Source organism: Streptomyces sp. NBC_01314 (genome assembly GCF_041435215.1).
Taxonomy (GTDB): domain Bacteria; phylum Actinomycetota; class Actinomycetes; order Streptomycetales; family Streptomycetaceae; genus Streptomyces.
Genome location: NZ_CP108394.1, coordinates 8,282,080 through 8,302,875, shown reverse-complemented (window position 1 = coordinate 8,302,875; position 20,796 = coordinate 8,282,080). Strand labels below are relative to the sequence as shown.

At 70.2% G+C, this 20,796-nt stretch carries 18 protein-coding genes and 1 riboswitch; of the genes, 4 read left to right on the top strand and 14 right to left on the bottom strand.

The window, feature by feature from the left end; genetic code table 11:
• Positions 1–12: 12 nt before the first annotated feature.
• Entirely contained in the window at positions 13–1,599 is a 1,587-nt protein-coding gene (locus OG622_RS36445; protein ID WP_371580882.1) for a GMC oxidoreductase, read from the bottom strand.
• 194 nt (positions 1,600–1,793) lie between these two features.
• A complete protein-coding gene (locus OG622_RS36440; RefSeq protein ID WP_371580881.1) occupies positions 1,794–2,936 on the bottom strand; it encodes a glycosyltransferase family 4 protein in 1,143 nt (380 codons plus the stop codon).
• Between the two features lie 198 nt (positions 2,937–3,134).
• On the opposite strand from OG622_RS36440, the gene OG622_RS36435 reads away from it, so the two are divergent.
• Positions 3,135–4,364, top strand: a complete 1,230-nt coding sequence (locus OG622_RS36435) for a glycosyltransferase 87 family protein (RefSeq protein ID WP_371584333.1) — start codon at positions 3,135–3,137, stop codon at positions 4,362–4,364.
• Between the two features lie 98 nt (positions 4,365–4,462).
• Here the strand turns inward: OG622_RS36435 and OG622_RS36430 are convergent, their stop codons facing one another.
• The 5 genes from OG622_RS36430 to OG622_RS36410 form a co-directional block, all read right to left on the bottom strand.
• On the bottom strand, positions 4,463–5,707 hold the full coding sequence (locus OG622_RS36430) for a hypothetical protein (protein ID WP_371580880.1): 1,245 nt from the start codon (positions 5,705–5,707) through the stop codon (positions 4,463–4,465).
• 155 nt (positions 5,708–5,862) lie between these two features.
• A complete protein-coding gene (locus tag OG622_RS36425) occupies positions 5,863–6,894 on the bottom strand; it encodes an NlpC/P60 family protein (protein WP_371580879.1) in 1,032 nt (343 codons plus the stop codon).
• A 314-nt stretch (positions 6,895–7,208) separates the two neighbouring features.
• On the bottom strand, positions 7,209–8,204 hold the full coding sequence (locus OG622_RS36420; protein WP_371584332.1) for an NlpC/P60 family protein: 996 nt from the start codon (positions 8,202–8,204) through the stop codon (positions 7,209–7,211).
• Between the two features lie 301 nt (positions 8,205–8,505).
• On the bottom strand, positions 8,506–9,849 hold the full coding sequence (locus tag OG622_RS36415) for an NYN domain-containing protein (protein WP_371580878.1): 1,344 nt from the start codon (positions 9,847–9,849) through the stop codon (positions 8,506–8,508).
• Positions 9,850–9,919: 70 nt separating this feature from the next.
• Positions 9,920–10,159: a hypothetical protein gene (locus OG622_RS36410; RefSeq protein WP_037693477.1), complete on the bottom strand. Its 240-nt coding sequence runs from the start codon at positions 10,157–10,159 to the stop codon at positions 9,920–9,922.
• 198 nt (positions 10,160–10,357) lie between these two features.
• Between OG622_RS36410 and OG622_RS36405 the strand changes: the two genes are divergently transcribed.
• Both OG622_RS36405 and OG622_RS36400 read left to right on the top strand, forming a co-directional pair.
• Entirely contained in the window at positions 10,358–11,113 is a 756-nt protein-coding gene (locus OG622_RS36405) for a rhomboid family intramembrane serine protease (RefSeq protein WP_371580877.1), read from the top strand.
• A complete protein-coding gene (locus OG622_RS36400) occupies positions 11,110–11,391 on the top strand; it encodes an Lrp/AsnC family transcriptional regulator (RefSeq protein ID WP_037693480.1) in 282 nt (93 codons plus the stop codon). Before OG622_RS36405 ends, OG622_RS36400 begins: the two co-directional genes overlap by 4 nt.
• A 219-nt stretch (positions 11,392–11,610) precedes the next feature.
• Here OG622_RS36400 and OG622_RS36395 read toward each other — a convergent pair whose 3' ends face one another.
• The 6 genes from OG622_RS36395 to OG622_RS36370 all read right to left on the bottom strand — a co-directional run bounded on the left by OG622_RS36395 (position 11,611) and on the right by OG622_RS36370 (position 18,839).
• Positions 11,611–12,972, bottom strand: a complete 1,362-nt coding sequence (locus tag OG622_RS36395; RefSeq protein ID WP_371580876.1) for an aminotransferase class V-fold PLP-dependent enzyme — start codon at positions 12,970–12,972, stop codon at positions 11,611–11,613.
• A 116-nt stretch (positions 12,973–13,088) separates the two neighbouring features.
• A riboswitch (SAM riboswitch) is annotated at positions 13,089–13,204 on the bottom strand.
• Positions 13,205–13,398: 194 nt separating this feature from the next.
• Positions 13,399–14,463 (bottom strand): anthranilate phosphoribosyltransferase, encoded by a 1,065-nt coding sequence (gene trpD / locus OG622_RS36390; protein WP_371580875.1) that lies wholly within the window; start codon positions 14,461–14,463, stop codon positions 13,399–13,401.
• 155 nt (positions 14,464–14,618) lie between these two features.
• Entirely contained in the window at positions 14,619–16,262 is a 1,644-nt protein-coding gene (locus OG622_RS36385; protein ID WP_371580874.1) for a cytochrome bc complex cytochrome b subunit, read from the bottom strand.
• Positions 16,259–17,314, bottom strand: a complete 1,056-nt coding sequence (locus OG622_RS36380) for a Rieske 2Fe-2S domain-containing protein (RefSeq protein ID WP_371580873.1) — start codon at positions 17,312–17,314, stop codon at positions 16,259–16,261. The genes OG622_RS36385 and OG622_RS36380 overlap by 4 nt, the downstream gene beginning before the upstream one ends.
• Entirely contained in the window at positions 17,311–18,120 is an 810-nt protein-coding gene (locus OG622_RS36375) for a c-type cytochrome (RefSeq protein ID WP_371580872.1), read from the bottom strand. Before OG622_RS36375 ends, OG622_RS36380 begins: the two co-directional genes overlap by 4 nt.
• Positions 18,121–18,218: 98 nt before the next feature.
• Positions 18,219–18,839, bottom strand: a complete 621-nt coding sequence (locus tag OG622_RS36370) for a heme-copper oxidase subunit III (protein WP_371580871.1) — start codon at positions 18,837–18,839, stop codon at positions 18,219–18,221.
• Positions 18,840–19,004: 165 nt separating this feature from the next.
• Here OG622_RS36370 and OG622_RS36365 point away from each other — a divergent pair, with 165 nt between their 5' ends.
• Entirely contained in the window at positions 19,005–19,406 is a 402-nt protein-coding gene (locus OG622_RS36365) for a hypothetical protein (protein WP_371580870.1), read from the top strand.
• 33 nt (positions 19,407–19,439) lie between these two features.
• Here the strand turns inward: OG622_RS36365 and OG622_RS36360 are convergent, their stop codons facing one another.
• Positions 19,440–20,783, bottom strand: coding sequence for an Ig-like domain-containing protein (locus OG622_RS36360; protein ID WP_371580869.1), 1,344 nt, complete (start codon positions 20,781–20,783; stop codon positions 19,440–19,442).
• Positions 20,784–20,796: the final 13 nt, after the last annotated feature.

Here is a 20,796-nt window from a genome sequence, read left to right as displayed (position 1 = left end):
CACGTACGACGGTCATGGCGCGGCGTCCTCCACGAGGACCCGCGCCATCGTGCGTTCGGCGAGCGCGGTGATCGTGACGAACGGGTTCACCCCGATCGAGCCGGGCACCAGCGAGCCGTCGGTGACGTACAGCTTCGAATACCCCTTCACCCTCCCGTAGTTGTCGGTCGCCTTCCCCAGTACGCAGCCGCCCAGCGGGTGGTACGTGAAGTCGTCGGCGAACACCTTGTTGGACGAGCCGAACAGGTCGGACCGGTAGATCGTGCTGTTGGCCGCGTTGATCCGGTCGAAGAGCTTCTTGGCCATGGAGGAGGAGACCGCGCTCTGGGCGGCGCTCCAGCCGAGCTTCGCCGAGTCGCTCGCGGTGTCGTAGGTGAAGGAGGCGCGCTCCGGGTTCTTGGTGATCGCCAGATAGAGGCTGACCCAGTGTTCGAGGCCGGTGGGCAGCGGGGCGATCTCGGCGAAGACGGGGTTGGCGGTGTTGGCCCAGTCGTCGATGCCCATGACCGGCATGGTCGACTGGTTCGCCCCGACGGTGTCCCACAGATGGTTGGCCCGTCCGAGCATCACGTTGCCGTTCGAGCCCCAGCCGGCGCCGACGCTGGCGTCCAGCGCGGGGAGGGTGCCCTTCGCCCGCGCGCGGACGAGGAGTTCGGTGGTGCCGACGCTGCCGGCGCCGAGGAACAGGTAGGTGCAGCCGTACTCCTTGGTCTCGACGACCGTGCCCGTGCCGTCGATACGGTCGACGGTGACGACGTACGTCCCGTCGCTCAGCCGGCGGATGCCCCTGGCCCGTTCCATGGTGTGGATGGTGACGTTGCCGGTGCCGAGGGCGGCGGCGAGGTACGTCTTGTCGAGGCTCTTCTTCCCGTGGTTGTTGCCGTAGATGACCTCTCCGGCAAGGGCCGATCTGGTCGCGGTGCCGGCCGCCTCGCGCCGCATGTAGTCGAAGTCGTAGACGCTCGGCACGAAGGTGGTCCGCAGGCCGGCCTTCTCGGCGTGGGCCCGGGAGATCCGGCTGAAGCGGTACCACTCCGTGGACTCGAACCACGCGGGGTCGATGGTGTTGACGCCGAGCATGGCGCGGGCGCGCGGGAAGTACGTGGAGTACATCTCGGTGGTGTCGACGGCCGGGAACTGCTCGGCGAAGTACGACTGGAGAGGGGTGACGGCCATGCTGCCGTTGACCAGGGAGCCGCCGCCGACGCCGCGCCCCAGGAAGACCGACATGTTGGCGTAGCGGACGCGGTCCAGGACTCCGGGGTAGGGGTTGATGTCCTGGTTGACGACGTCCAGCCAGAGGAAGGTGGCGAGCGGGGCCTCGGTCCGGGTCCTGAACCACATGGACCGGTCGTCCGGCTCCTTGGTCGAACAGAAGATCTTCCCGTCGGAGCCCGGGGTGTTCCAGGCCTTGCCCATCTCCAGGACGAGGGTGCGGATGCCGGCCTGGCCGAGCCGGAGGGCGGCGACGGCGGCGCCGTAGCCCGAGCCGATGACGATGGCGGGGGCGTTGTCGACCGCGTCGGGCTCGGCCGCCCGGGCGGACTGGAGGCCGATGCGGGTGAGGCCGAGGGTGGCCGCCGTCTGCAGGGCGGCCATACCAAGTATGTGACGTCTCGTCAGCTGACGCTGCATCAGTTTTGCTGTCATGTGCGCAGCATGTGCGGATTTTCGGGCTCCGGCTAGGGGCTCCGCCGGGCAGGACGCCCCTTACTGGGGTGCCGGGTGCTCCTAAAAGGCGACTTCCGGTCGTCTTGTGGCTGGTCGCGCAGTTCCCCGCGCCCCGCACGGGCCTACAGCAACGATTTCAAATTTTCTGCCAACAGGTCCCAGCGCCATTTCTCCTCGACCCACTCCCGTCCCCGCTGTCCCATGCGTCCCCGCAGCTCAGAGTCGCCGAGGAGGGCGACGAGGCGTTCGGCGGCGTCCGTCGGGGAGTCGCCTCGTACGACCCAGCCGGTCTCGCCGTCGAGCACGGCGTCGGGGGCGCCGCCGGAGTCGCCCGCGACGACGGGCAGTCCGGTCGCGGAGGCCTCCAGGTAGACGATCCCCAGTCCCTCGACGTCCAGCCCGCCCCGGCGGGTGCGGCACGGCATGGCGAAGACGTCACCGGCGCCGTAGTGGGCGGGCAGCTCGGACCAGGGGACGGCGCCGGTGAAACGGACGGACCCGGCGACCCTCGTCTCGTGGGCGAGCCGGCGCAGCTCCTTCTCGTACGGTCCGCCGCCGACGATCAGCAGCACCGCGTCCGGCTCCTTGGCCAGGATTCCGGGCATCGCCCGGATCAGCGTGTCCTGCCCCTTGCGGGGCACGAGCCGGGAGACGCAGACGACGACCGGCCGGTCGGTGAGCCCCAGCCGGGCCCGGACCTCCGCGCCGCCGGAGCCGGGGTGGAAGGTCTTCTCGTCGACGCCGGGCGGCAACTGGACCATGCGCCCGGCCGCGCCCGGCGTGAGAGCCGTGGTGATCCGGGAGCGCGTGTACTCGCCCAGGTAGGTGATCGTGTCCGTGCCCTCGCCGATCCGCCGCAGCAGCTGCCGGGCGGCGGGCAGTTGCGCCCAGCCCGCCTCGTGGCCGTGCGTGGTGGCCACCAGCCGCTTCGCGCCCGCCCGGCGCAGCGCGGGGGCCATCAGGCCCAGCGGGGCCGCCGCGCCGAACCACACCGACGTACAGCCGTGCTCCCGCAGCAGCGAGACCGCGCGGCGGGTGACGAGGGGCGTCGGCAGCAGCATGGTCGTCCGGTCGCGTACGACGGTGAAGGGCTGCTCGTCGTCGAAGGCGGCCGTCGCCTCGACGCCCTCCCGGCTAAACTTCCACGTCGAGGCGTAGACGACGATCCGCTCGGGGTCCAGCCGTAGCGCCATGTTGTGCAGAAAGGCCTGGATACCGCCGGGCCGGGGCGGGAAGTCGTTGGTCACGATCAGGGTCTTGTCCATCGCCGCCGACCCTACCGAACCGGCGTCGGCCCGCCGCCCCCAGGCACATCCACAGCGCCACGGGCACATCCGCACCGGACCCGGCCGGGCTTCACGGCCGCTTCACAGGCCGGCGGGGGATCATGTCCCCCACAGGCGCGCAGCGCGGCGTGGACAGACGTCGGCGGACAGGGACGGACAGGGACTCACGTGGCTCAGATGGACATGACGGGCTCTCGACGGCTCCCGTTCGGGCTGCTGACGCTCTGGGGCGCCACCCGGCTGCTCCTGCTGCTGTTCGTCTTCAAGGTGTACGTGTTCCCCGGCCCGGACGTCACCAGCGACGTCTCGGTGATCTACCAGGGCTGGTACGAGACCCTGCGCACAGGAACGTATCCCCTGGACGACGTCACCTGGCAGTACCCGCCCGCCGCCGCCCTCGCGATCCTCTCCCCCGCGCTGCTGCCCTTCCTGGACTACGCGTCGGCGTTCTTCGTCCTCGCCTTCCTCGCCGACCTGGTCGTGCTCGCGCTGCTCCTGTACTCGGGCGCCCGCCCCGGCAGGACATGGCGCGGTGCCTGGGTGTGGGTGGTGGGCCTGCCGCTGCTCGGCCCTACCGCGTACGCCCGCTACGACGTGATGGTGACGGCGGTGGCCGTCGGGGCCCTCCTCGCCGGGAGCCGTCATCCGCGCGCGATGGGGGCGCTGACGGCCTTCGCGGCCATGCTGAAGGTCTGGCCGGCGCTGCTGCTCCTGGGCGCCCGCGACCGCGCTGCCTGGGCGTGGGCGGCGGGCACCGGCCTCGCCGTGGCTGTGCTCTTCGCCGTCTCCATGCCTGGCGCCTTCGCCTTCCTGACGTTCCAGCGGGACCGGGGCACCGAGGTGGAGTCGCTGGGCGCCCTCGTCTTCCATGTGGCCCGGCAGTTCGGCTGGGACGGCGAGGTGCTGCTCAACTACGGCTCGGTGGAGTTCCTCGGCGACCACGTCGACACCGTCAGCAAGGCGGCCCTGCTGCTCAGCGGGACGGCGTTCGCCTGGCTGCTGCTGTGGCGGGTGCGGGCCCGGCGGTTCGCGCCGCACACCCTCGCGGACGCGGCGTTCGTGGCCGTGCTGATGTTCACGGCCACCAGCCGGGTGATCAGCCCGCAGTACATGGTGTGGCTGGTGGGCCTGGCCGCGGTGTGCCTCTGCTTCCGCGCGAGCCGTATGGGTCCGCCCGCCGCCCTGGTTCTGGCGGCGTCCTTCGTGACCGTCCTGGAGTTCCCGGTCTGGTTCGCCCACGTCGTCGCCAGCGACGCGCTGGGCGTCACCCTCCTCTTCGTCCGCAACGGCCTTCTCGTCCTCGCGGCCCTGCTCGCCGCGTTCGAGCTGTGGCACGACACGGTGCGGCCCGCCCCGGCGCCGCTGCCGGATCCGCCGGCCCGCGCCAAGGAGCCACTGGGTTCCTGAACCCCACGCGGGTCGGTTCGCCGGCCGCGGGCCGGTGGGGGCTTCGCGCGGTTCCCCGCGCCTCTGGACGGCCCTTCGGGCCGTTCCGCCCCCGCGGCTCAGCCCAGCCGATCCCGCACGTACTCCCGCCACCGCTCGGTGAACTCGTCGACCGTCGTGCCCAGGACCTCCTTCAGCGCGCCCTCCACCGCCCCGGCCCGCTTCCCGTGTGCGCCGACGGTCCGGTAGAAGGCGTCGAGGCGTGCCTCCCCCCAGTCGTCGGCGATCAGGCGGCAGGCCAGCCAGCCGCTCTCGTAGGCCTGGGCGAGCTTGCCCGAGTCGTCGGAGAAGCCGAAGTCGGAGTCGGCGGGCAGGGCGGCCGGGGCCCGGCCCTCGGCGACGGCACGCCGCAGTTCGGGGGCCACCTCGGGGACCGTGCGGCCGGTCGTGCGGTAGCCGACCCAGTCCGCGTAGCCCTCGGAGAGCCAGAGAGGGGTGGCGGCGGCGGTATGGGCGCGGGTGGCGACGTGGGTCGTCTCGTGGGTGAGGACGACCTGCTTGCCGAGGCCGCCCAGGACGGCGTACGCGTCGGGGTTGACGACGATCCGGTCCGCCGGCGCCTTCGCCGTGCCTCCCCCGGCCGCTGTCCCGGAGGACGCCCCGTTCACTTGGCTCACCTCGCCGGTGGTGACCGCCGCGATCCCCCGGTACCCGGACGCGGGCGCCCCCAGCAGCCCCGCCATCTCCTCCAGCGACTCCGGCACGACGACCAGGACCCGCCGGGCCCACTCCTCGCCCCACGCCTCCGTCACGGCGGGCACGGCCCGGTCCGCCAGCCCGGCGTACTCCCGCAGGGCCTGCGTCGGCCACCCGACCCCCAGCACCAGGCTCCGCTCCCCGCGCACAGCCCGAATCCGCCCCTGCTCCCACAGCTGTTCGGTGCCCTCCTTCGAGGGCTCGTCGGCGGCGACCCGCCACGCCCCGTCGTCGTCCCGGACGAGGGTCAGTGTCCGTACGGCGGTGACGGGCGCCTTGTCGTAGCCGCGTATCCGGTAGCGGAGGGCCGCCTCGGCCGTGGCCCGGTCGCCGGAGCGGTGGAAGGCGGTGAGGTCGTACGACCAGGAGGAGAGCGGCAGGCTGCGGAGGTTCGCGAACTCGGCAGCCCCGGTGGCCAGTTGGCCAGCGACCGTGGATGCCGGCGCCTCGGTGGCGCGGTACGCCGTCCCGTCCCGCTCCAGGACCGCCGAGGCCCGCCGGTCGAGCATCCGCCGCACGTCGGCGCGGGCCTCGTCGGGCGCCGCGTTGCCGCCGCAGCCGACGAGAAGGGCGAGTGCGAGCGCGACCGCCGAGGGAACCGCGACCACCGAGGGAACACTTCCGCGGCCCGGGACAGCCCCGGGCCGGACACACGTGGTGCGCCTTCGACCAGCCACGTTCCCGATCGTACGGGGGCCGTGTCGCCGAACGGCAGGGCGGCCCGGGTCCCGACCGCCCCGCGAGGGCCGGGACCCGGCGGCGGTCAGGGGCGGGTGACCGACGTGATCGGCATCATGCCGACGGGGTCGTAGCGGACCGGGGCACCGGGGTAGGGGGCGTGAATGACCTGGCCGTTGCCCGCGTACATGCCGACATGGCTGGCGTCGGCCCGGTAGGTGACGAGGTCGCCGGGCTGGGCCTGGGAGAGCGGGACCTGGGTGCCGGCATACCGCTGGGCCTGCGAGGTACGCGGCAGGCCCACGCCGGCCTGTCCGTACGACCAGACCATGAGACCCGAGCAGTCGAAGCCGTCGGGGCCGCTGGAGCCCCACACGTACGGCTTGCCGAGGGCGGAGCGGGCGGCGGCGACAGCGGCGGCGGCGCGGCCGTTGGGGGCGGCGGCGCCGGCGAGGTCGGGCATGTCGGTCCGGCCGGAGCCGGTGGAACGGGAGGCGCGGTCGTACTCGGCGCGCTCCTCGTCCGGGAGGGAGTCGAGCAACCGCCGGGCCGCCGCGAGCTTCCCCTCGACGGCCCGCTTGTGCTGGGCGACGGCCTTGCGGCTCTTCTCCAGCTCGGCGAGCTTGCCACCGGCCTCCGCGCGGTTCTGGGAGAGGTCGCGCATGGCCTGCCGGAGGTCGTGGAGTTCGCCCGCCTGGTGCGCGTTGATGCGGTACAGGGCGGCTGCCGTGTCGAGGTAGTCGTCCGGATCGTCGGAGAACAGCAGGGCGATCGACGGGTCGACGCCGCCGGAGCGGTACTGGGCACCCGCGAGCGAACCCAGCGACTCCCGCATGACGTTGATGCGGTCCTGCTGCCGGGCGATGGAGTCCTGCGCGATGCCGACCTGGTCGCGCAGCTCGTCGGCGCGCTCGTCGGCCTTGTTGTAGGCCTCGGTGGCCCGCTCGGCCTCCTCGTACAGCCGGTCCACCTCGGCCCGGGTCTTGTCGTGCGGCGCGGCGGCGGCCGACTGGGCGGGGATGGCGCCGAGGGCGGCGGCAGCGGCGGACAGCACACCGAGGGCGGCGGCAGCGCCCCGGTCGAACCCGGACGGTACAAGGCGACTGTGGGACACCACGGGAAGCCGCACTCCCTTCGACGGTGGACAGGGCCCTCCCTCGGGTCCGCGGCGGCGACCCCGGTCCGGGGTGCACTCACGGCGAGTGAGGGAAGCGCGGCCGACAGTAGCCGCGCGACCGTGTCCCGGCCAAAGACCTCCGCGGCCACACAGCGTGACCTCAGGCCCGGTGCCCAGGTCACCAGCGGGGAAAGGGGTCAGCACGAGGTGCGGAAATTCGCCCGTTCGGGCGGTGCGGTGTCCTGATCTTGAAGAAAAACAGAACTGATCGTCACACGGTGTGACGATCAGTCCTGTTCAAGCCGGTGCGGGTGTCATCCGCCGATGCGGACACCGAACTGGAAGGTGCCGATGGTGCTCATCGACTCGTAGCGGACGTTCTTGCCCGGGTACGGAGCGTGCAGGACCATGCCGTTGCCCGCGTAGAGACCGACGTGACCCAGGTCGTTGAAGAAGACCAGGTCGCCCGGCATGAGTTCGCCGCGGCCGATCCGGGGGCCGTCGTTCGCCTGCGTGTACGTGGTCCGGGTGATCGACACACCGGCCTGGGCGTAGGCCCACTGGGTCAGCCCGGAGCAGTCGTAGGAGTTGGGGCCGCTGCCACCGGAGACGTACGGCTTGCCTTCCTGGGTGGCGGCGGCGGCGAGAGCGGCGGCACCGCGATCGGAGGCGGCCACCTCGTTGCCCAGGTCGACGCGTTCCCCGGCGTCGCGGCTGGCGCGGGTCTCCTGCTCGTCCAGGTCGGCCTTCTCCTCGGCCGTCAGGGAGTTGAGGAGCTTGTTCGCCGCGGCAAGCTTGCTCTGGACTTCCTTCTTTTTCTCGGCCAGGGTCTCGCGGGTGTCCGCGAGGTCCTCCAGCTTCTCCGTGGCCTCCTGGCGCTGCTGCGCGAGCGTGCGCTGCTTCTCCTGGACCTTCTTCAGCGACTCGACCTGCTGGCTGGTCAGCTGGTCGAGCGTGGCGGCCTTGTCCAGGTAGTCGTCCGGGTCCGCGGAGAGGAAGAGCTGGATCGAGGAGTCGATGCCGCCCGAGCGGTACTGGGCGCTGGCCGCCAGGCCTATGCCCTCACGCAGCTCGTTGAGGTCTTCCTGACCCTTGGCGACGTTGTCCTGGATCGCGGAGATCTCCTTCTCGAGCTTCTCCTGCTTCTCCTCGGCCCCGTTGAGCTTGTCGGTGGCCCGCCCGGCGTCCTCGTAGAGCTTGTGGACCTTGGCCTTGACCTCGTCCTTGCTCGGCTTCTCCGCGGGCGCGGCGTTGGCGGCCTGCGAGCTCAGGGCCACGGCAGCGGCGGCGGCAGTCGTGAGCACGGTCACACGCGCACGGCTCGGCTGCTTCGGTCGACGGTGGGACGCCACGGTAGGTGAACTCCTTCATGTGAGCGACCGGCCGGCGGGGACTCCGGCGACGATCACCCGTTCAGAGGTTTGAGCCCAGACCCTAGTGACCTAATGGTGATCACTTCAAATCCCCCACAGGAAAAATCCCGCCCCACGGCGCACAATTTACACTCAACGCACATGCGGTAATGCTCGGTTGACGCTACGTTGCGCAACATTTCTGCCAATTCGGTCATAGCGCCTGTTCGTTACTGTTGCGGCGGACCGTACCCAAGGGTCACGAAAGACGCTTGAGGAGCACCACGGACGCCACCGGGCGGGCCCCCGCCTTGGCGATCCCGTCGGCCACCTCACGGTCGGTGGAGGCGACGATGACCGGCCGGCCGGGCGGCTCGGCGCGCACCAGCTGGCGGATCAACTCGTCGGCGGTGACACCCGGCTTGGAGAACAGCACCCGCACCCCGCGCGGCGGCGCGAGCAGCACCGGCGCGGCCAGCTCGGCCCCGTCGAAGACACAGGTGACCTCGGCGCCGGTCTGCGCGGCGAGCTGGGAGAGCTGCCCGAGGAGCCGCAGCCGCTGCTTCTCCAGCGGCATCTGCGGATAGCCGGTCTTGGTGACGTTGTAGCCGTCGACGACGAGATGCGCCTGCGGCAGCGCCAGCAACTGGTCCAGGATCGCCGGGTCGTTCTCCGACAGCGCGCGGGCGGCGATGTCCTTCGGGGTCATCCGCCCCGGCTCGACCGCGTCGACGGTCTCGGCGGGCCGTACGGAGACCGGCGGCAGCGCCAGCTCCCGCCGCAGCCCCTGGGCCGCCTCCAGCACGGTGTCCAGCAGCAGCCGTACGCGCATGTCCTCGACGCTGCGGCCCTCGCGGGCGGCCCGCCGGGCGGCCTCCAGGGCGGCCTCCGCCTCACCGAGCCGGGCCTTGACCCGCCGGCTCTCGCTCTCGGCGGCGGACACCTGGGCGTGGCTCTCGGCGCGTACGGTCTCCATCTCGGCGTGCAGCTTGCGCAGGGCGGCCTCGCCACGCTTGACGTCGCTGAGGGCGGCCCGGAGCTTGCGGTGCATCGAATCGGCCTCCTTCTTGACCGACTCCAGCTCCGCGCGCAGCCGTTCCGTCTCGGCCTTCGTATGGCCGCGGGCCTCGGCGAGCTGTTCCCGCAGCCGCTCCAGCTCGGCCCGGCTCTCCTCGTCGACCCGCTCGGCGTCCGCCCGCAGGGCCTCCTCACCGGCGGCGGCGACCAGCTTCACCCAGCCCGTGGGGCGCAGCACGTAGGCCGCGGCCGCCACGTCCAGCGGATCCGCGGCCGGGGGCGGCGCGCCCGTGTCGAGGGCGCCGGCCAGCTCCGGGTGGGCCTCCCGGAACCGCTCCCCGATCCGCTGTCTGAACAGCGTGTCGCTCTCCACGGCGGCCGCCATCGCGTTCCCGGCGAACCTCACCCGGCGATTCGGGGTGAACCGGGCATACTGCCTGAGCTGTGCGGGCAGTTCGGCGACGGTCAGTCCGCCGAAGCCGTCGGAGACGATCTGCACGACCCGCTTGCGGACGCCCTCGGGCAGCGGACGGTCGAGCACCTCAGCGGTACCGTCGCCCGGCCCCCCGCCTGCGCTCTCCACCATCCGTCACACCCCATTTCTCAGCGGGGCCCTCCCCACTCTCGACTTCGCTCGAGCGGGGGGACCCCCGTCCTCAGGAGCCGGCGCCCGGCCTGTCCACGAGTTCCACCTGGTCCACGGCGTTGCACCAGCGGCAGCGCACCGACTCGATGGTCTCACTGACCACGTCGCGCTCCTCGACCTTGGGCTGCCCGGCGAGATCGAGGTGAACGTACTCGACGACCTTCGACGAGCGGGTCACGTCGAACCGCGTGAGGTTGCCACAGAGCGTGCAGCGCCAGCGGGTCGTGTCCGTCGGCAGGGGAACCGTCATCGTGGCTGCTCTTCCTTCTTCCAGTCTCGGTGAAGCGCCGGCGTACCGGTGCGTATGGCTCGTAACCCTACGGCCTGACCGGTACCGGACGCCCGTTCGCCTGCGGCGGCGCCGCCGATTGCCCCCGGCGGCGAGGCCGTCCGTGACCGGCGGCGAGGCGGTCTGTGCCGGTGAGTCCTGTTACGTCATGCTCTGTTAGTGATCGGCAAGTGGAGCACCTCGGCCGCGCGGGCCGTACGAAACGAGTCGGCACCGGTGACATACGGGCTGATCGCCGTCTGCTGTGCGATCTTCCTGATCGGACCGGCGGCCGGCTTCAACCCCGTGTACGGCACCGGGGACGAGCTGCTCGCCGCGCAGCGGGCGTACTTCCGCCGCTGGGGTGTCGTCCCCGACGGACTCTTCGGCGGCACCCCGCGCGCCGCGCTCACCCCCCTCACCGCACTGTTCGTCCACGGCAGCTGGCTGCACCTCCTCGGCAACATGCTCTTCCTCTTCGTCTTCGGGGCGATGGCCGAGGAACGCATGGGTCATGTGGAGTTCGCCCTCTTCTACGTGGGCTGCGGCTATCTCGCGCTGGTGGCGTACGCGGCGGCACACGCCGGGTCGCCGCAGTCGCTGGTCGGCGCGTCGGGGGCGATCTCCGCGGTCCTCGGCTCGTTCCTCTTCCTGTTCCCCGGGGCGCGGGTGACGAGCCTCCTGCCGTTCCTCCTCTTCCTCCCACTGCGGTTTCCGGCGTGGGTGACCCTGCCGTTCTGGGTGAGCCTGCAGTGGCTGGCCGCGGGGCGGCAGACCTCGGGGCCGGGCGTCGCCTATCTGGCGCATCTGGTGGGGTTCGGACTGGGGTTCGCCTACGCGTGGGGGCGTTATGGGCGTAGGGCTAGAGTGACTGCGCCAGCGGACGCCTCAGAGAACGTCCCAGCTCCGGCCCCCGAGGGAGAGAAACAGCCGTGATCACCGCGATCGTGCTCATCAAGACCAGCGTGGACCGGATTCCGGAGATCGCGGAGTCGATCGCCGCGATCGAATCCGTGACCGAGGTGTTCTCCGTGACCGGTACGTACGATCTGGTCGCCATGGTCCGGGTGAAGGAGCACGAGGACCTCGCGGACGTGATCCCCGGCCGCATCAGCAAGATTCCGGGGGTGCTGGGGACGGACACGCATGTCGCGTTCCGCGCCTACTCGCAGCACGACCTCGAGGCCGCCTTCGCCATCGGGCTGGACGGCTGAAGCCTGGCGTTCGGATCATGCCGGTTTCGGGCTGCGCCGCCTGATGACCGCCGGTGAGCGGGGCGGTGGGGGTACCTCCCGCGCGAACGCGGCCAGGGTCCCCCCACGCCGTTCAGGCACCGTTCAGACAGTGGGCGGAGTGCGTGCCACGCCCCGCGGCCCAGGCCTGATCCGATCGGCAGGACCTGGCTCCCCGCGCGGCCGGGTCCGGCGGCGGGGTCAGACCGCCGGGACGCAACGGCCGTCCTCCGTACGGTAGTTCCACTGCGCGCCGTCCCGCACGAGCTCCTTCACCGCGCCCACGAACCGCTCCACGTGCTCGTCGGGGGTGCCCGCGCCGAAGCTCACCCGGATCGCGTTGAGGGACCGCTCGCCGGGCGCGGCCTCGGGGGCGCCGCACTCGCCCTGGGTCTGCGGGTCGCTGCCGAGGAGGGTGCGGACGAGGGGGTGGGCGCAGAAGAGCCCGTCGCGTACGCCGATGCCGTACTCGGCGGAGAGCGCGGCGGCGAAGTGGGAGCTGTTCCAGCCCTCGACGACGAAGGAGAGGACGCCGACGCGCGGGGCGTCGTCCCCGAAGAGGGAGAGGATCCGCACCTCGGGCACCTCGGCGAGTCCGGCCCGTACGGCGTCGATCAGATACCGCTCCCTGGCGACCAGCGTGTCGAACCCGGCCTCGGTGAGGGCCCTGCAGGCGGAGGCGATGGAGTAGGCGCCGATGACGTTCGGCGAGCCGGCCTCGTGGCGGGCGGCGGTCTCGTGCCACTCGACGTCCACGCCCCCGTCCGTACGCCGGGTCACCTTGCGGGAGGCGCCGCCGCCCGCGAGGTAGGGGTCGGCTTCGCGCAGCCAGTCGGCGCGCCCGGCGAGCACGCCGGCCCCGAACGGGGCGTACAGCTTGTGCCCCGAGAAGGCGACCCAGTCCACGTCCAACTCCCTTACGGAGACGGAGTGGTGGGGTGCGAGCTGGGCCGCGTCGAGCACGATCCGCGCGCCGTGCGCGTGCGCGACGGCGGACAGCTCACCCACCGGCCAGATCTCCCCGGTGACGTTGGAGGCACCGGTGACACACACCAGCGCCGGCCCGTTCGGGTCGCGGTCGGCCAGCGCGGTCTCCAGGGTGGCCACGGCCTCCTGGTGCGTACGCGGCGCGTCCAGGTACGTCACCCGCGCGTTCCGCCAGGGCAGCAGCGAGGCGTGGTGCTCGGTCTCGAAGACGAAGACCTGGCAGTCGGCGGGGAGTGCCTGGGCCAGGAGGTTCAGGGAGTCCGTCGTCGAGCGGGTGAAGATCAGCTGGTCGTCGGTCCGGCAGTCGAGGAACTCCGCGACGGTCCTGCGGGCGTTCTCGAAGAGGTCGGTCGACAGCTGGGAGAGGTAGCCGGCGCCGCGGTGGACGCTGCCGTAGTAGGGCGCGTACGCCGCCACGTCGTCCCACACGCGCTGCAGGGCGGGGGCGCTGGCCGCGTAGTCGAGGGCGGCGTAGGTGACTTCCCCGCCGGTGACGAGCGGGACGGTGACATCCCGGCCCAGAACGGGCAGCGGGGCACAAACGGACTGGTCGGCGGCAACAGTGGAGACAGACATGGCGAACTCCCGTGAGGGGCATGCCGAAGGAGGGCATGCGGAAGAAGAGAAAAGGGTGCGCGGAGGCGGGGCTCGGCGGCCCTATCGCATTCGCTTGCTCACGGAAGACTCCCTCGAAACCGCGCTTGCCGTAGACCTCGCTGCCTACGACCCGGTCTTCACCCGGGGCACCCCGCCACGGAAGGAGGGTTGCCGGACAGCCAGCCGGGGCTTTGGGCTGTCACTCATGACCTGAACAGGAACGTACTGAAGTGATCGCCACGCCGCAACTTCTGTCCGGATGACGGGATGAGGGCGCCCAGCAGCTCGGGGGTACGGCTCCGTGGGGCGAGTACAGGTGAGTTGGGGTGTTCGCGCAGTTCCCCGCGCCCCTGAAGGGCCTGCGGGCCCTTCAGAGGCGCGAGAAGCCCCACCCATCGGCAGTCGCTACGCGTTGGTCGCCGCGACCCATCGTTCGAGAACCCGCAGGGCCGCCCCCGAGTCGATCGACTCCGCGGCCTTCGCCATCCCGACCCGCAGCTGCTCCGCCAGAGAAGTCGTCCCCGGCTCAAGGGCCACCAACGCCGCCGCCGAGTTCAACAGCACCGCGTCCCGCACCGGCCCCGTCTCCCCGCCCAGCAACCGTCGCGCGACATCCGCGTTGTACGACGCGTCAGCCCCCCGCAACGCCTCCACGGGCACCATCTCCAGGCCCACGTCACGGGGATCGAAGGCCTCCTCGGTGACCTTGCCGTCCCGGACGACCCACACCCGTGACGTGGCCGTCGTCGTCAGCTCGTCGAGTCCGTCGTCGCCCCGGAAGACCAGCGACGAGTTGCCCCGCTCGGCGAAGACGCCCGCCATGATGGGCGCCATCCGCGGATCGGCGACACCGACCGCCTGGGCTCGCACCTTCGCCGGGTTGGCCAGCGGCCCGAGCGCGTTGAAGACCGTCCGGATGCCCAACTGCCCTCGCGCGGCGGCCACATGACGCAACGCCGGATGGAACTTCACGGCGAAGCAGAAGGTGATCCCGGCCTCCTCGGCGACCTCGGCCACCCGCTTCGGCGTCAGTTCCAGATTGACGCCCAGCTTCTCCAGCACATCGGACGCCCCGGACGCCGACGACGCGGCCCGGTTGCCGTGCTTGACGACCTTCGCGCCCGTACCGGCGACGACGATCGACGACATCGTGGAGATGTTGACCGTCTTCGCGCCGTCACCGCCCGTACCGACGATGTCGACGGTCTTCCCCGCCACCTCGATCACATTGGCGTGCTCGTACAGCGCCTCGACAAGTCCGGTGATCTCGTCGACCGTCTCCCCCTTGGCCCGCAGTGCCACGACGAACCCGGCGATCTGCGCGTCCGTCGCCTCGCCGCGCATGATCTGGTCCATCGCCCAGAACGTGGCGCCGGCGTCCTGGTCCTGCCCGGACAGCAGCGCGTTCAGCACCGCGGGCCAGGAACGGCCCGCCGCGGTGTCGCCTCCAGCGGGGGTCACAGCGCTCATAGCCGCTCCGGGGTGTCTCAGCCGCGGGCAGGGAATGCCACGCGGACCGTGAAATCACTGATGCGCCCACCCTATCCAGGTCGGAGCACGGCGAAGGGCCCCCGTCCGAAGATCGGACAGGGGCCCTTCGACCGTGGTGCGGCGAAGCGAAGCGATCAGTGGTGGCCGTGGCCGCTCGTGATCTCCTTGTACTCCTCGACGGTGGGCTTGGCGATCTGGCTGTCCTCGCCGTAGTAGCCCTTGCTCAGCTTGGCGCGGAGCTTGCCGAGGGGCGTGGTCTTGCGGGCGACACCGTTCTCGTCGACCGCGGCACCGATCTCGGCCGGCGCGTACTGCTCGTGCGCCGTGAGCGTGTGCAGCTGCTCCTGGCTGAGCGGCTCGTGGACCTCGATGAACTCACCGTGCGGCAGGCGCTTGATGATGCCGGTCTCGCGACCGTGCAGGATCTTGTCCCTGTCCCGGCGCTGCAGGCCGAGGCAGATGCGCTTGGTGACGATGAACGCGACGACCGGGGCCACGAAGAACGCGATCCGGACGAACCAGGTGATCGAGTTGATCGACAGGTGGAAGTGGGTCGCCCAGAGGTCGTTTCCACCACCGATCAGCAGGACCATGTACCAGGTGATCCACGCGACGCCGAAGGCCGTACGGGTCGGGGCGTTGCGCGGGCGGTCCAGGATGTGGTGCTCGCGCTTGTCGCCGGTGACCCAGGACTCGATGAACGGGTAGACGGCGATCGCGACCAGGACCAGCGGGAAGATGATCAGCGGGATGAACACGCCCAGGACGAGCGTGTGACCCCAGAGGTTGATCTCCCAGCCCGGCATGACACGGATCAGGCCCTCGGAGAAGCCCATGTACCAGTCGGGCTGGGCGCCGGTCGACACCTGGTCCGGCCGGTAGGGACCCATGGTCCAGATCGGGTTGATCGTGGCGATCGCCGAGATGACCGCGATGACACCGAAGACCAGGAAGAAGAAGCCTCCGGCCTTCGCCATGTACACGGGGAGCAGCGGCATGCCGACGACGTTCTTGTTCGTCTTTCCGGGGCCCGCGTACTGCGTGTGCTTGTGGTAGAAGACCAGGATCAGGTGCGCCACCACGAGGCCGAGCATGATGCCCGGCAGCAGCAGGATGTGGACCGAGTAGAAGCGGGCCACGAAGTCGCCGCCCGGGAACTCTCCGCCGAAGAGGAAGAACGACAGGTACGTGCCGACGATCGGCACGGACAGGACCGCGCCCTCCATGAAGCGGACACCGGTGCCGGAGAGCAGGTCGTCCGGGAGCGAGTAACCGGTGAAGCCGGTGAACATGCCCAGGACGAACAGCAGGAAGCCGAACAGCCAGTTGACCTCACGCGGCTTGCGGAACGCACCCGTGAAGAACACGCGCATCATGTGCACGAACATGCCGGCGAGGAAGACCAACGCGGCCCAGTGGTGGATCTGCCGGATCAGCAGACCACCGCGCACCTCGAAGGAGATGTGCATGGTCGAGTTGAACGCCTCGGACATCAGCTGACCCTGCAGCGGGACGTAGCTGCCGTGGTACTCCACCTCGTTCATCGACGGGTGGAAGAACAGCGTCAGGTACACACCCGTGAGGATGATGATGATGAAGCTGTAGAGGCAGATCTCGCCCAGCATGAACGACCAGTGGTCGGGGAAGATCTTGCGCATGTTGGCCTTGGCCAGGGAGTAGATCCCAAGCCGTCCGTCGGCCCAGTCGGCGACGCGCTCGCCGGCCGGTGCCTTCTCGCGCTTGTCGCGCGCGTCGGTGGTGGTGCTCGTAGTGCTCATCCGCGCTCCCAGAAGGCAGGACCGACGGGCTCTTCGAAGTCGCCGACCGCTTGGAGGTAGCCGTCTTCCCCGACGGTGATCCTCAGCTGCGGCAGGGCGTGACCCGCGGGGCCGAAGATGACCCGGCCGCCGTCGGCGAGGTCGAAGGTGGACTGGTGGCAGGGGCAGAGCACGTGGTGCGTCTGCTGCTCGTACAGGGAGATCGGGCAGCCCACGTGGGTGCAGATCTTCGAGAACGCCACGATGCCCTCGTGGGACCACTCCAGCTCGCGCTTGTCCTTGAAGTCGTCCGGCTGGATCCGGACGATCATCAGGGCGTCCTTGGCGATGTTCTTCTGGAAGTCGTGGTCGTGCTCGCTCAGGCCGTCCGGCATGGCGAAGGTCAGCGACCCCACCGCGACGTCCGAGGGACGCAGCGGCTCGTTGGTGTTCATGTTGACGAGCTTCTTGCCCTTGGCCCAGGTGGTGTGGCGCAGCTTGGTGCCGGGCGCGGGGCCGAGGCCGCCGAGCAGGAAGACACCGGAGAGCGGGAACAGGGACAGCGCGCCGAACATCGTGGTGCGGATCAGCTTGCGACGGCCGATCACCGACTCCTTGGCGCCTTCCTTGAAGTCGGCCAGGACCTTGGCCTTGACCTCGGGCGCGGCCTCGATCGGGTGACGCTCGTCGGCGACCTCCACGTCCGACATCAGCGTGCGGGCCCAGTGGACCGCGCCCGCGCCGATGCAGAACAGCGACACGCCGAGCGTCATACCCAGCGCGAAGTTCAGCGCGCTGATATGACCGATCGGGAAGACGTAGATCGACTTTTCGACGTCGATCGCCAGGTACGAGGCGATGAAGGCGACGGTGGCCAGCATCGACACCGTGAACAGCAGGGCGACCGTGCGCTCGGACCGCTTCGCGGCCCGCTCGTCGATGTCCTGGACACGGTGCTCGTGGGGCGGGAGGCCGGGGTCCGCGAAGGGGTTCTTCTCGTCCGCGACCTTGACCGCGCCGTGCGCGTCCTGCTCGATGGGCAGGTTCTCTTCTGGAATCTCTTGACTACTCATGACTTCTTGGCCTTTGCGGTCCGAGCGGCGACCCAGACGGCGATGGCGATCAGCGCGCCGAGCCCGAACACCCAGCCGAAGAGACCTTCGCTGACCGGGCCGAGCCCGCCGAGGCTGAGGCCACCGGGCTCCACGGTGTCGTCGCCGTTGACCGCGTCGAGGTACGCGATGATGTCCTTCTTGTTCTCCTCCGACAGCGTGGTGTCGGGGAAGGACGGCATGTTCTGCGGGCCCGTCTGCATGGCCTCGTAGATGTGCTTCGGGTCGACACCCTCAAGGTCCGGCGCGTACTTGCCCTCGGACAGCGCACCCCCCTTGCCGGTGAAATTGTGGCACTGCGCGCAGTTGGTGCGGAACAGCTCGCCGCCCTCGGCGATGTCCGCGCCCTCGGGGTCGTACGCGTTCTCGGTCGGGATCTCCGGACCGGCGCCCAGCGAGGAGATGTACGCCGCGAGCTGGTCGATCTCGGCCTGCGAGTAGGCGACCGGCTTCTTCGGGATCTGCGCGCCCGGCTGCTGGGCCGGCATACGGCCGGTGCCGACCTGGAAGTCGACGGCTGCCGCGCCCACACCCACCAGGGACGGGCCGTCGGTGGTGCCCTTACCGCCGGTGCCGTGGCAGCTGGCGCAGCCCACGGCGTAGAGCTTCTTACCCTCCTCGATGCTGAGGGTCTGAGCGGTCTCATCGGCCGCGGCCCGGGGCGCGGGCGCGAAGGCGGTGTACAGCCCCCCGGTGGCCGCCAGCGCGATGAGTAGGACGACGAACGCCGCCAGCGGATGGCGTCGTCGTGCGGAGAGCTTTTTCACGGATTACCCCGGTGTCAGGATCTTCTGCGTCGGTGCTTCTGGAAGGGTCGTTCTCGGTGCGAGGCAGGCGTTCGGTCAGCCCGGCCCGGCCGCCCGCTCTACTTGATCATGTAGATCGTGGCGAAGAGGCCGATCCAGACGACATCGACGAAGTGCCAGTAGTAGGACACGACGATGGCCGCGGTCGCCTGTTCGTGGGTGAACCTCTTCGCCGCGTAGGTGCGTCCGAGGACCAGCAGGAAGGCGATGAGACCGCCCGTCACGTGCAGGCCGTGGAAGCCGGTGGTCAGATAGAACACCGAGCCGTAGGGGTCGGACGAGAGCGACAGGCCCTCGTGCTTGACCAGCTCGGTGTACTCGAAGACCTGACCGCCGATGAAGATCGCACCCATCACGAACGTGACGATGAACCACATCCGGAGCTTCTTCACGTCCCCGCGCTCGGCGGCGAACACGCCGAGCTGGCAGGTGAGGGAGGAGAGCACCAGGATCGTGGTGTTGGTCGCCGAGAACGGGAAGTTCAGGGTGTCGGCCTTCTCGGCCCAGAAATCCGGACCGGTCACCGATCGCAGGGTGAAGTACATCGCGAAGAGGGCCGCGAAGAACATCAGCTCGGAACTCAACCAGATGATGGTTCCGACGCTGGTGAGGTTCGGCCGGTTGACCGACGGGTGCGCGTGCCCGGTTTCTACTGTCGTTGCTGTCGCCACGACCGACATTATGTCGGTCGCTTATCCCGCCCTCACTCCGGGGGGTGCCGTTCGGAGTGTTGCTTCCCTCCATACCGGTGCTGACGTGGTGTTCGAGGGAGTAGCATCCGCGCATCGGGCCCTGTCCGTCTTGTTGTCCGTACGACGTCCGATCTTCTGCGTAACGGAGGAACAATGCAGCCGACCGCCACGGTGCTGGTCTACAGCGACGACTCCAACACCCGGGAGCAGGTGCGGCTCGCCACCGGCCGCCGCCCCGCTCCGGATGTTCCCGCCGTGGAGTTCTTGGAGTGCGCGACACCCGCCGCCGTCATCAAGGAGCTGGACAGGGGCGGGATCGACGTCTGTGTGCTCGATGGTGAGGCTGTGCCCATGGGGGGCATGGGGGTGTGCCGGCAGATCAAGGACGAGATCTTCGAGTGCCCGCCCGCCCTGGTGCTGATCGGGCGGCCGCAGGACGCGTGGCTCGCGACCTGGAGCCGGGCGGACGCGGCGGTGACCCTGCCGGTGGAGCCGGTCGAGTTCGCGTCGGCGCTGGCCTCGCTGCTTCGCAGGAAGCAGCCGTTGAGCGCCTAGTCGCGCGCCTGCCCCTGAAGGGGCCGCACGGCCTCACACCGACTCCGGTCTCAGGCGGGCCTGCACCTGGGGGCCCGGTACTTCCTCGGTGCCGCCGACCAGGGCGCTGCCCTCGCGCCAGTTCTTCCAGTCGAGGTTCCAGTCGCCGTAGCCGTTGCCGAAGGGGGCCATGGTGTCGCCGGCCGAGTTGACGACCTGGACGATGTCGCCCTCGTTGATGGTCTCGTAGAACCACTGGGCGTTGCCGGAGCTCATGCCGGTGCAGCCGTGGCTGACGTTCGCGTACCCCTGGGAGCCGGTCGACCAGGGGGCCGCGTGGACGTACTCGCCGCTGTTGGTGACCCTGACGGAGTGGTGGACGGTCAGGTCGTAGAAGTCCGAGGCACCTATGCTGGCGCTGGTCATACGAACGGTACCTTCCTTGGCCAGGACGACTTTGACGCCGTTGCGGGTGTCGTAGCCCGGCCTGCCGGTGGTGACCGGTATCTCCTTGATGACCTGGTCGTTCTTGTAGACCGTCATCCGGTGCGACGAGGCGTCCGTGACGGCGACTATCTTGGCGCCGGTCGTCAGCTCGATGGGGTCGGCCTTCCCGCCCCAGAGCCGGTCGCCGATCTTGAGGTTCTCCAGGTTGCTGTGCACGCGGATGGTGGCGTCGGCGGGCCAGTACTCCTTCGGGCGGTAGTGGAGCGTTTTGTCGTCCACCCAGTGCCAGGCGCCTTCCGCGGCGGGGGTGGAGTCCACCTTGAGCGCGCGTTCGACGACGGACCGGGCGGCCTTGTCCTTCACCGGCCGGCTCAGTTCGGCGGTGACGGGCTGGCCGACGCCGTACCTGCCCTCCTCGGGGCCGAAGGTGACGTCGAGGCGCTTCTTGGTGAGGGGGCGGCCGGTGTCGAAGGCGAGGGTCTCGCGGCCGGGGGCGCCGTCCTCGTCCTCGGTGCTCACACGGACCGTGTAACGGGCGTTGGCGGCGAGCGGTGAGGTGGAGTGCCAGCGGTCTCCATCGGCGGAGAGTTCGCCCGCCACGTAGCGGCCTGCGGCGTCCACGGCGGTGACGTCGGTGATGCGGCCGTCGTCATCCGCGGTGACTTCCAATGGCTTGTCGGGGTCGGCCTTCTCGCCCTCCTCGCTGGGCGTGTTGAAGGAGACCTGGTCGGCCGCGTCGTACGGCTTGCCCGAGAGCGGGTGGCCACCGGAACCGCAGGCGGTGACGCCCGCTCCCAGGGAGACCACCAGCAGGGTGCAGCTGACGACCGTGCGGTTACGGCGCGGGCGCGCCGGTGTCGAGAGCCCGGGCGCGCGAAGGCCCGAAGGGTCGAGCACGGTCGGGCTCTCGACACCGGCTGTGGCGTCCCTGAAGGATTCTGATGTGCTCATGAGTTCAACGTAG

Bases quoted from the DNA above. Each gene is read 5' to 3' on its own strand.
- OG622_RS36365 (WP_371580870.1), top strand. From the start codon at position 19,005: ATGCAGCCGACCGCCACGGTGCTGGTCTACAGCGACGACTCCAACACC.
- OG622_RS36410 (WP_037693477.1), bottom strand. From the start codon at position 10,159: ATGACGGTTCCCCTGCCGACGGACACGACCCGCTGGCGCTGCACGCTC.
- OG622_RS36360 (WP_371580869.1), bottom strand. From the start codon at position 20,783: ATGAGCACATCAGAATCCTTCAGGGACGCCACAGCCGGTGTCGAGAGC.
- OG622_RS36385 (WP_371580874.1), bottom strand. From the start codon at position 16,262: ATGAGCACTACGAGCACCACCACCGACGCGCGCGACAAGCGCGAGAAG.
- OG622_RS36380 (WP_371580873.1), bottom strand. From the start codon at position 17,314: ATGAGTAGTCAAGAGATTCCAGAAGAGAACCTGCCCATCGAGCAGGAC.
- OG622_RS36440 (WP_371580881.1), bottom strand. From the start codon at position 2,936: ATGGACAAGACCCTGATCGTGACCAACGACTTCCCGCCCCGGCCCGGC.
- OG622_RS36415 (WP_371580878.1), bottom strand. From the start codon at position 9,849: ATGGTGGAGAGCGCAGGCGGGGGGCCGGGCGACGGTACCGCTGAGGTG.
- OG622_RS36370 (WP_371580871.1), bottom strand. From the start codon at position 18,839: ATGTCGGTCGTGGCGACAGCAACGACAGTAGAAACCGGGCACGCGCAC.
- OG622_RS36435 (WP_371584333.1), top strand. From the start codon at position 3,135: ATGGACATGACGGGCTCTCGACGGCTCCCGTTCGGGCTGCTGACGCTC.
- OG622_RS36395 (WP_371580876.1), bottom strand. From the start codon at position 12,972: ATGTCTGTCTCCACTGTTGCCGCCGACCAGTCCGTTTGTGCCCCGCTG.
- OG622_RS36445 (WP_371580882.1), bottom strand. From the start codon at position 1,599: ATGGCCGCCCTGCAGACGGCGGCCACCCTCGGCCTCACCCGCATCGGC.
- trpD (WP_371580875.1), bottom strand. From the start codon at position 14,463: ATGAGCGCTGTGACCCCCGCTGGAGGCGACACCGCGGCGGGCCGTTCC.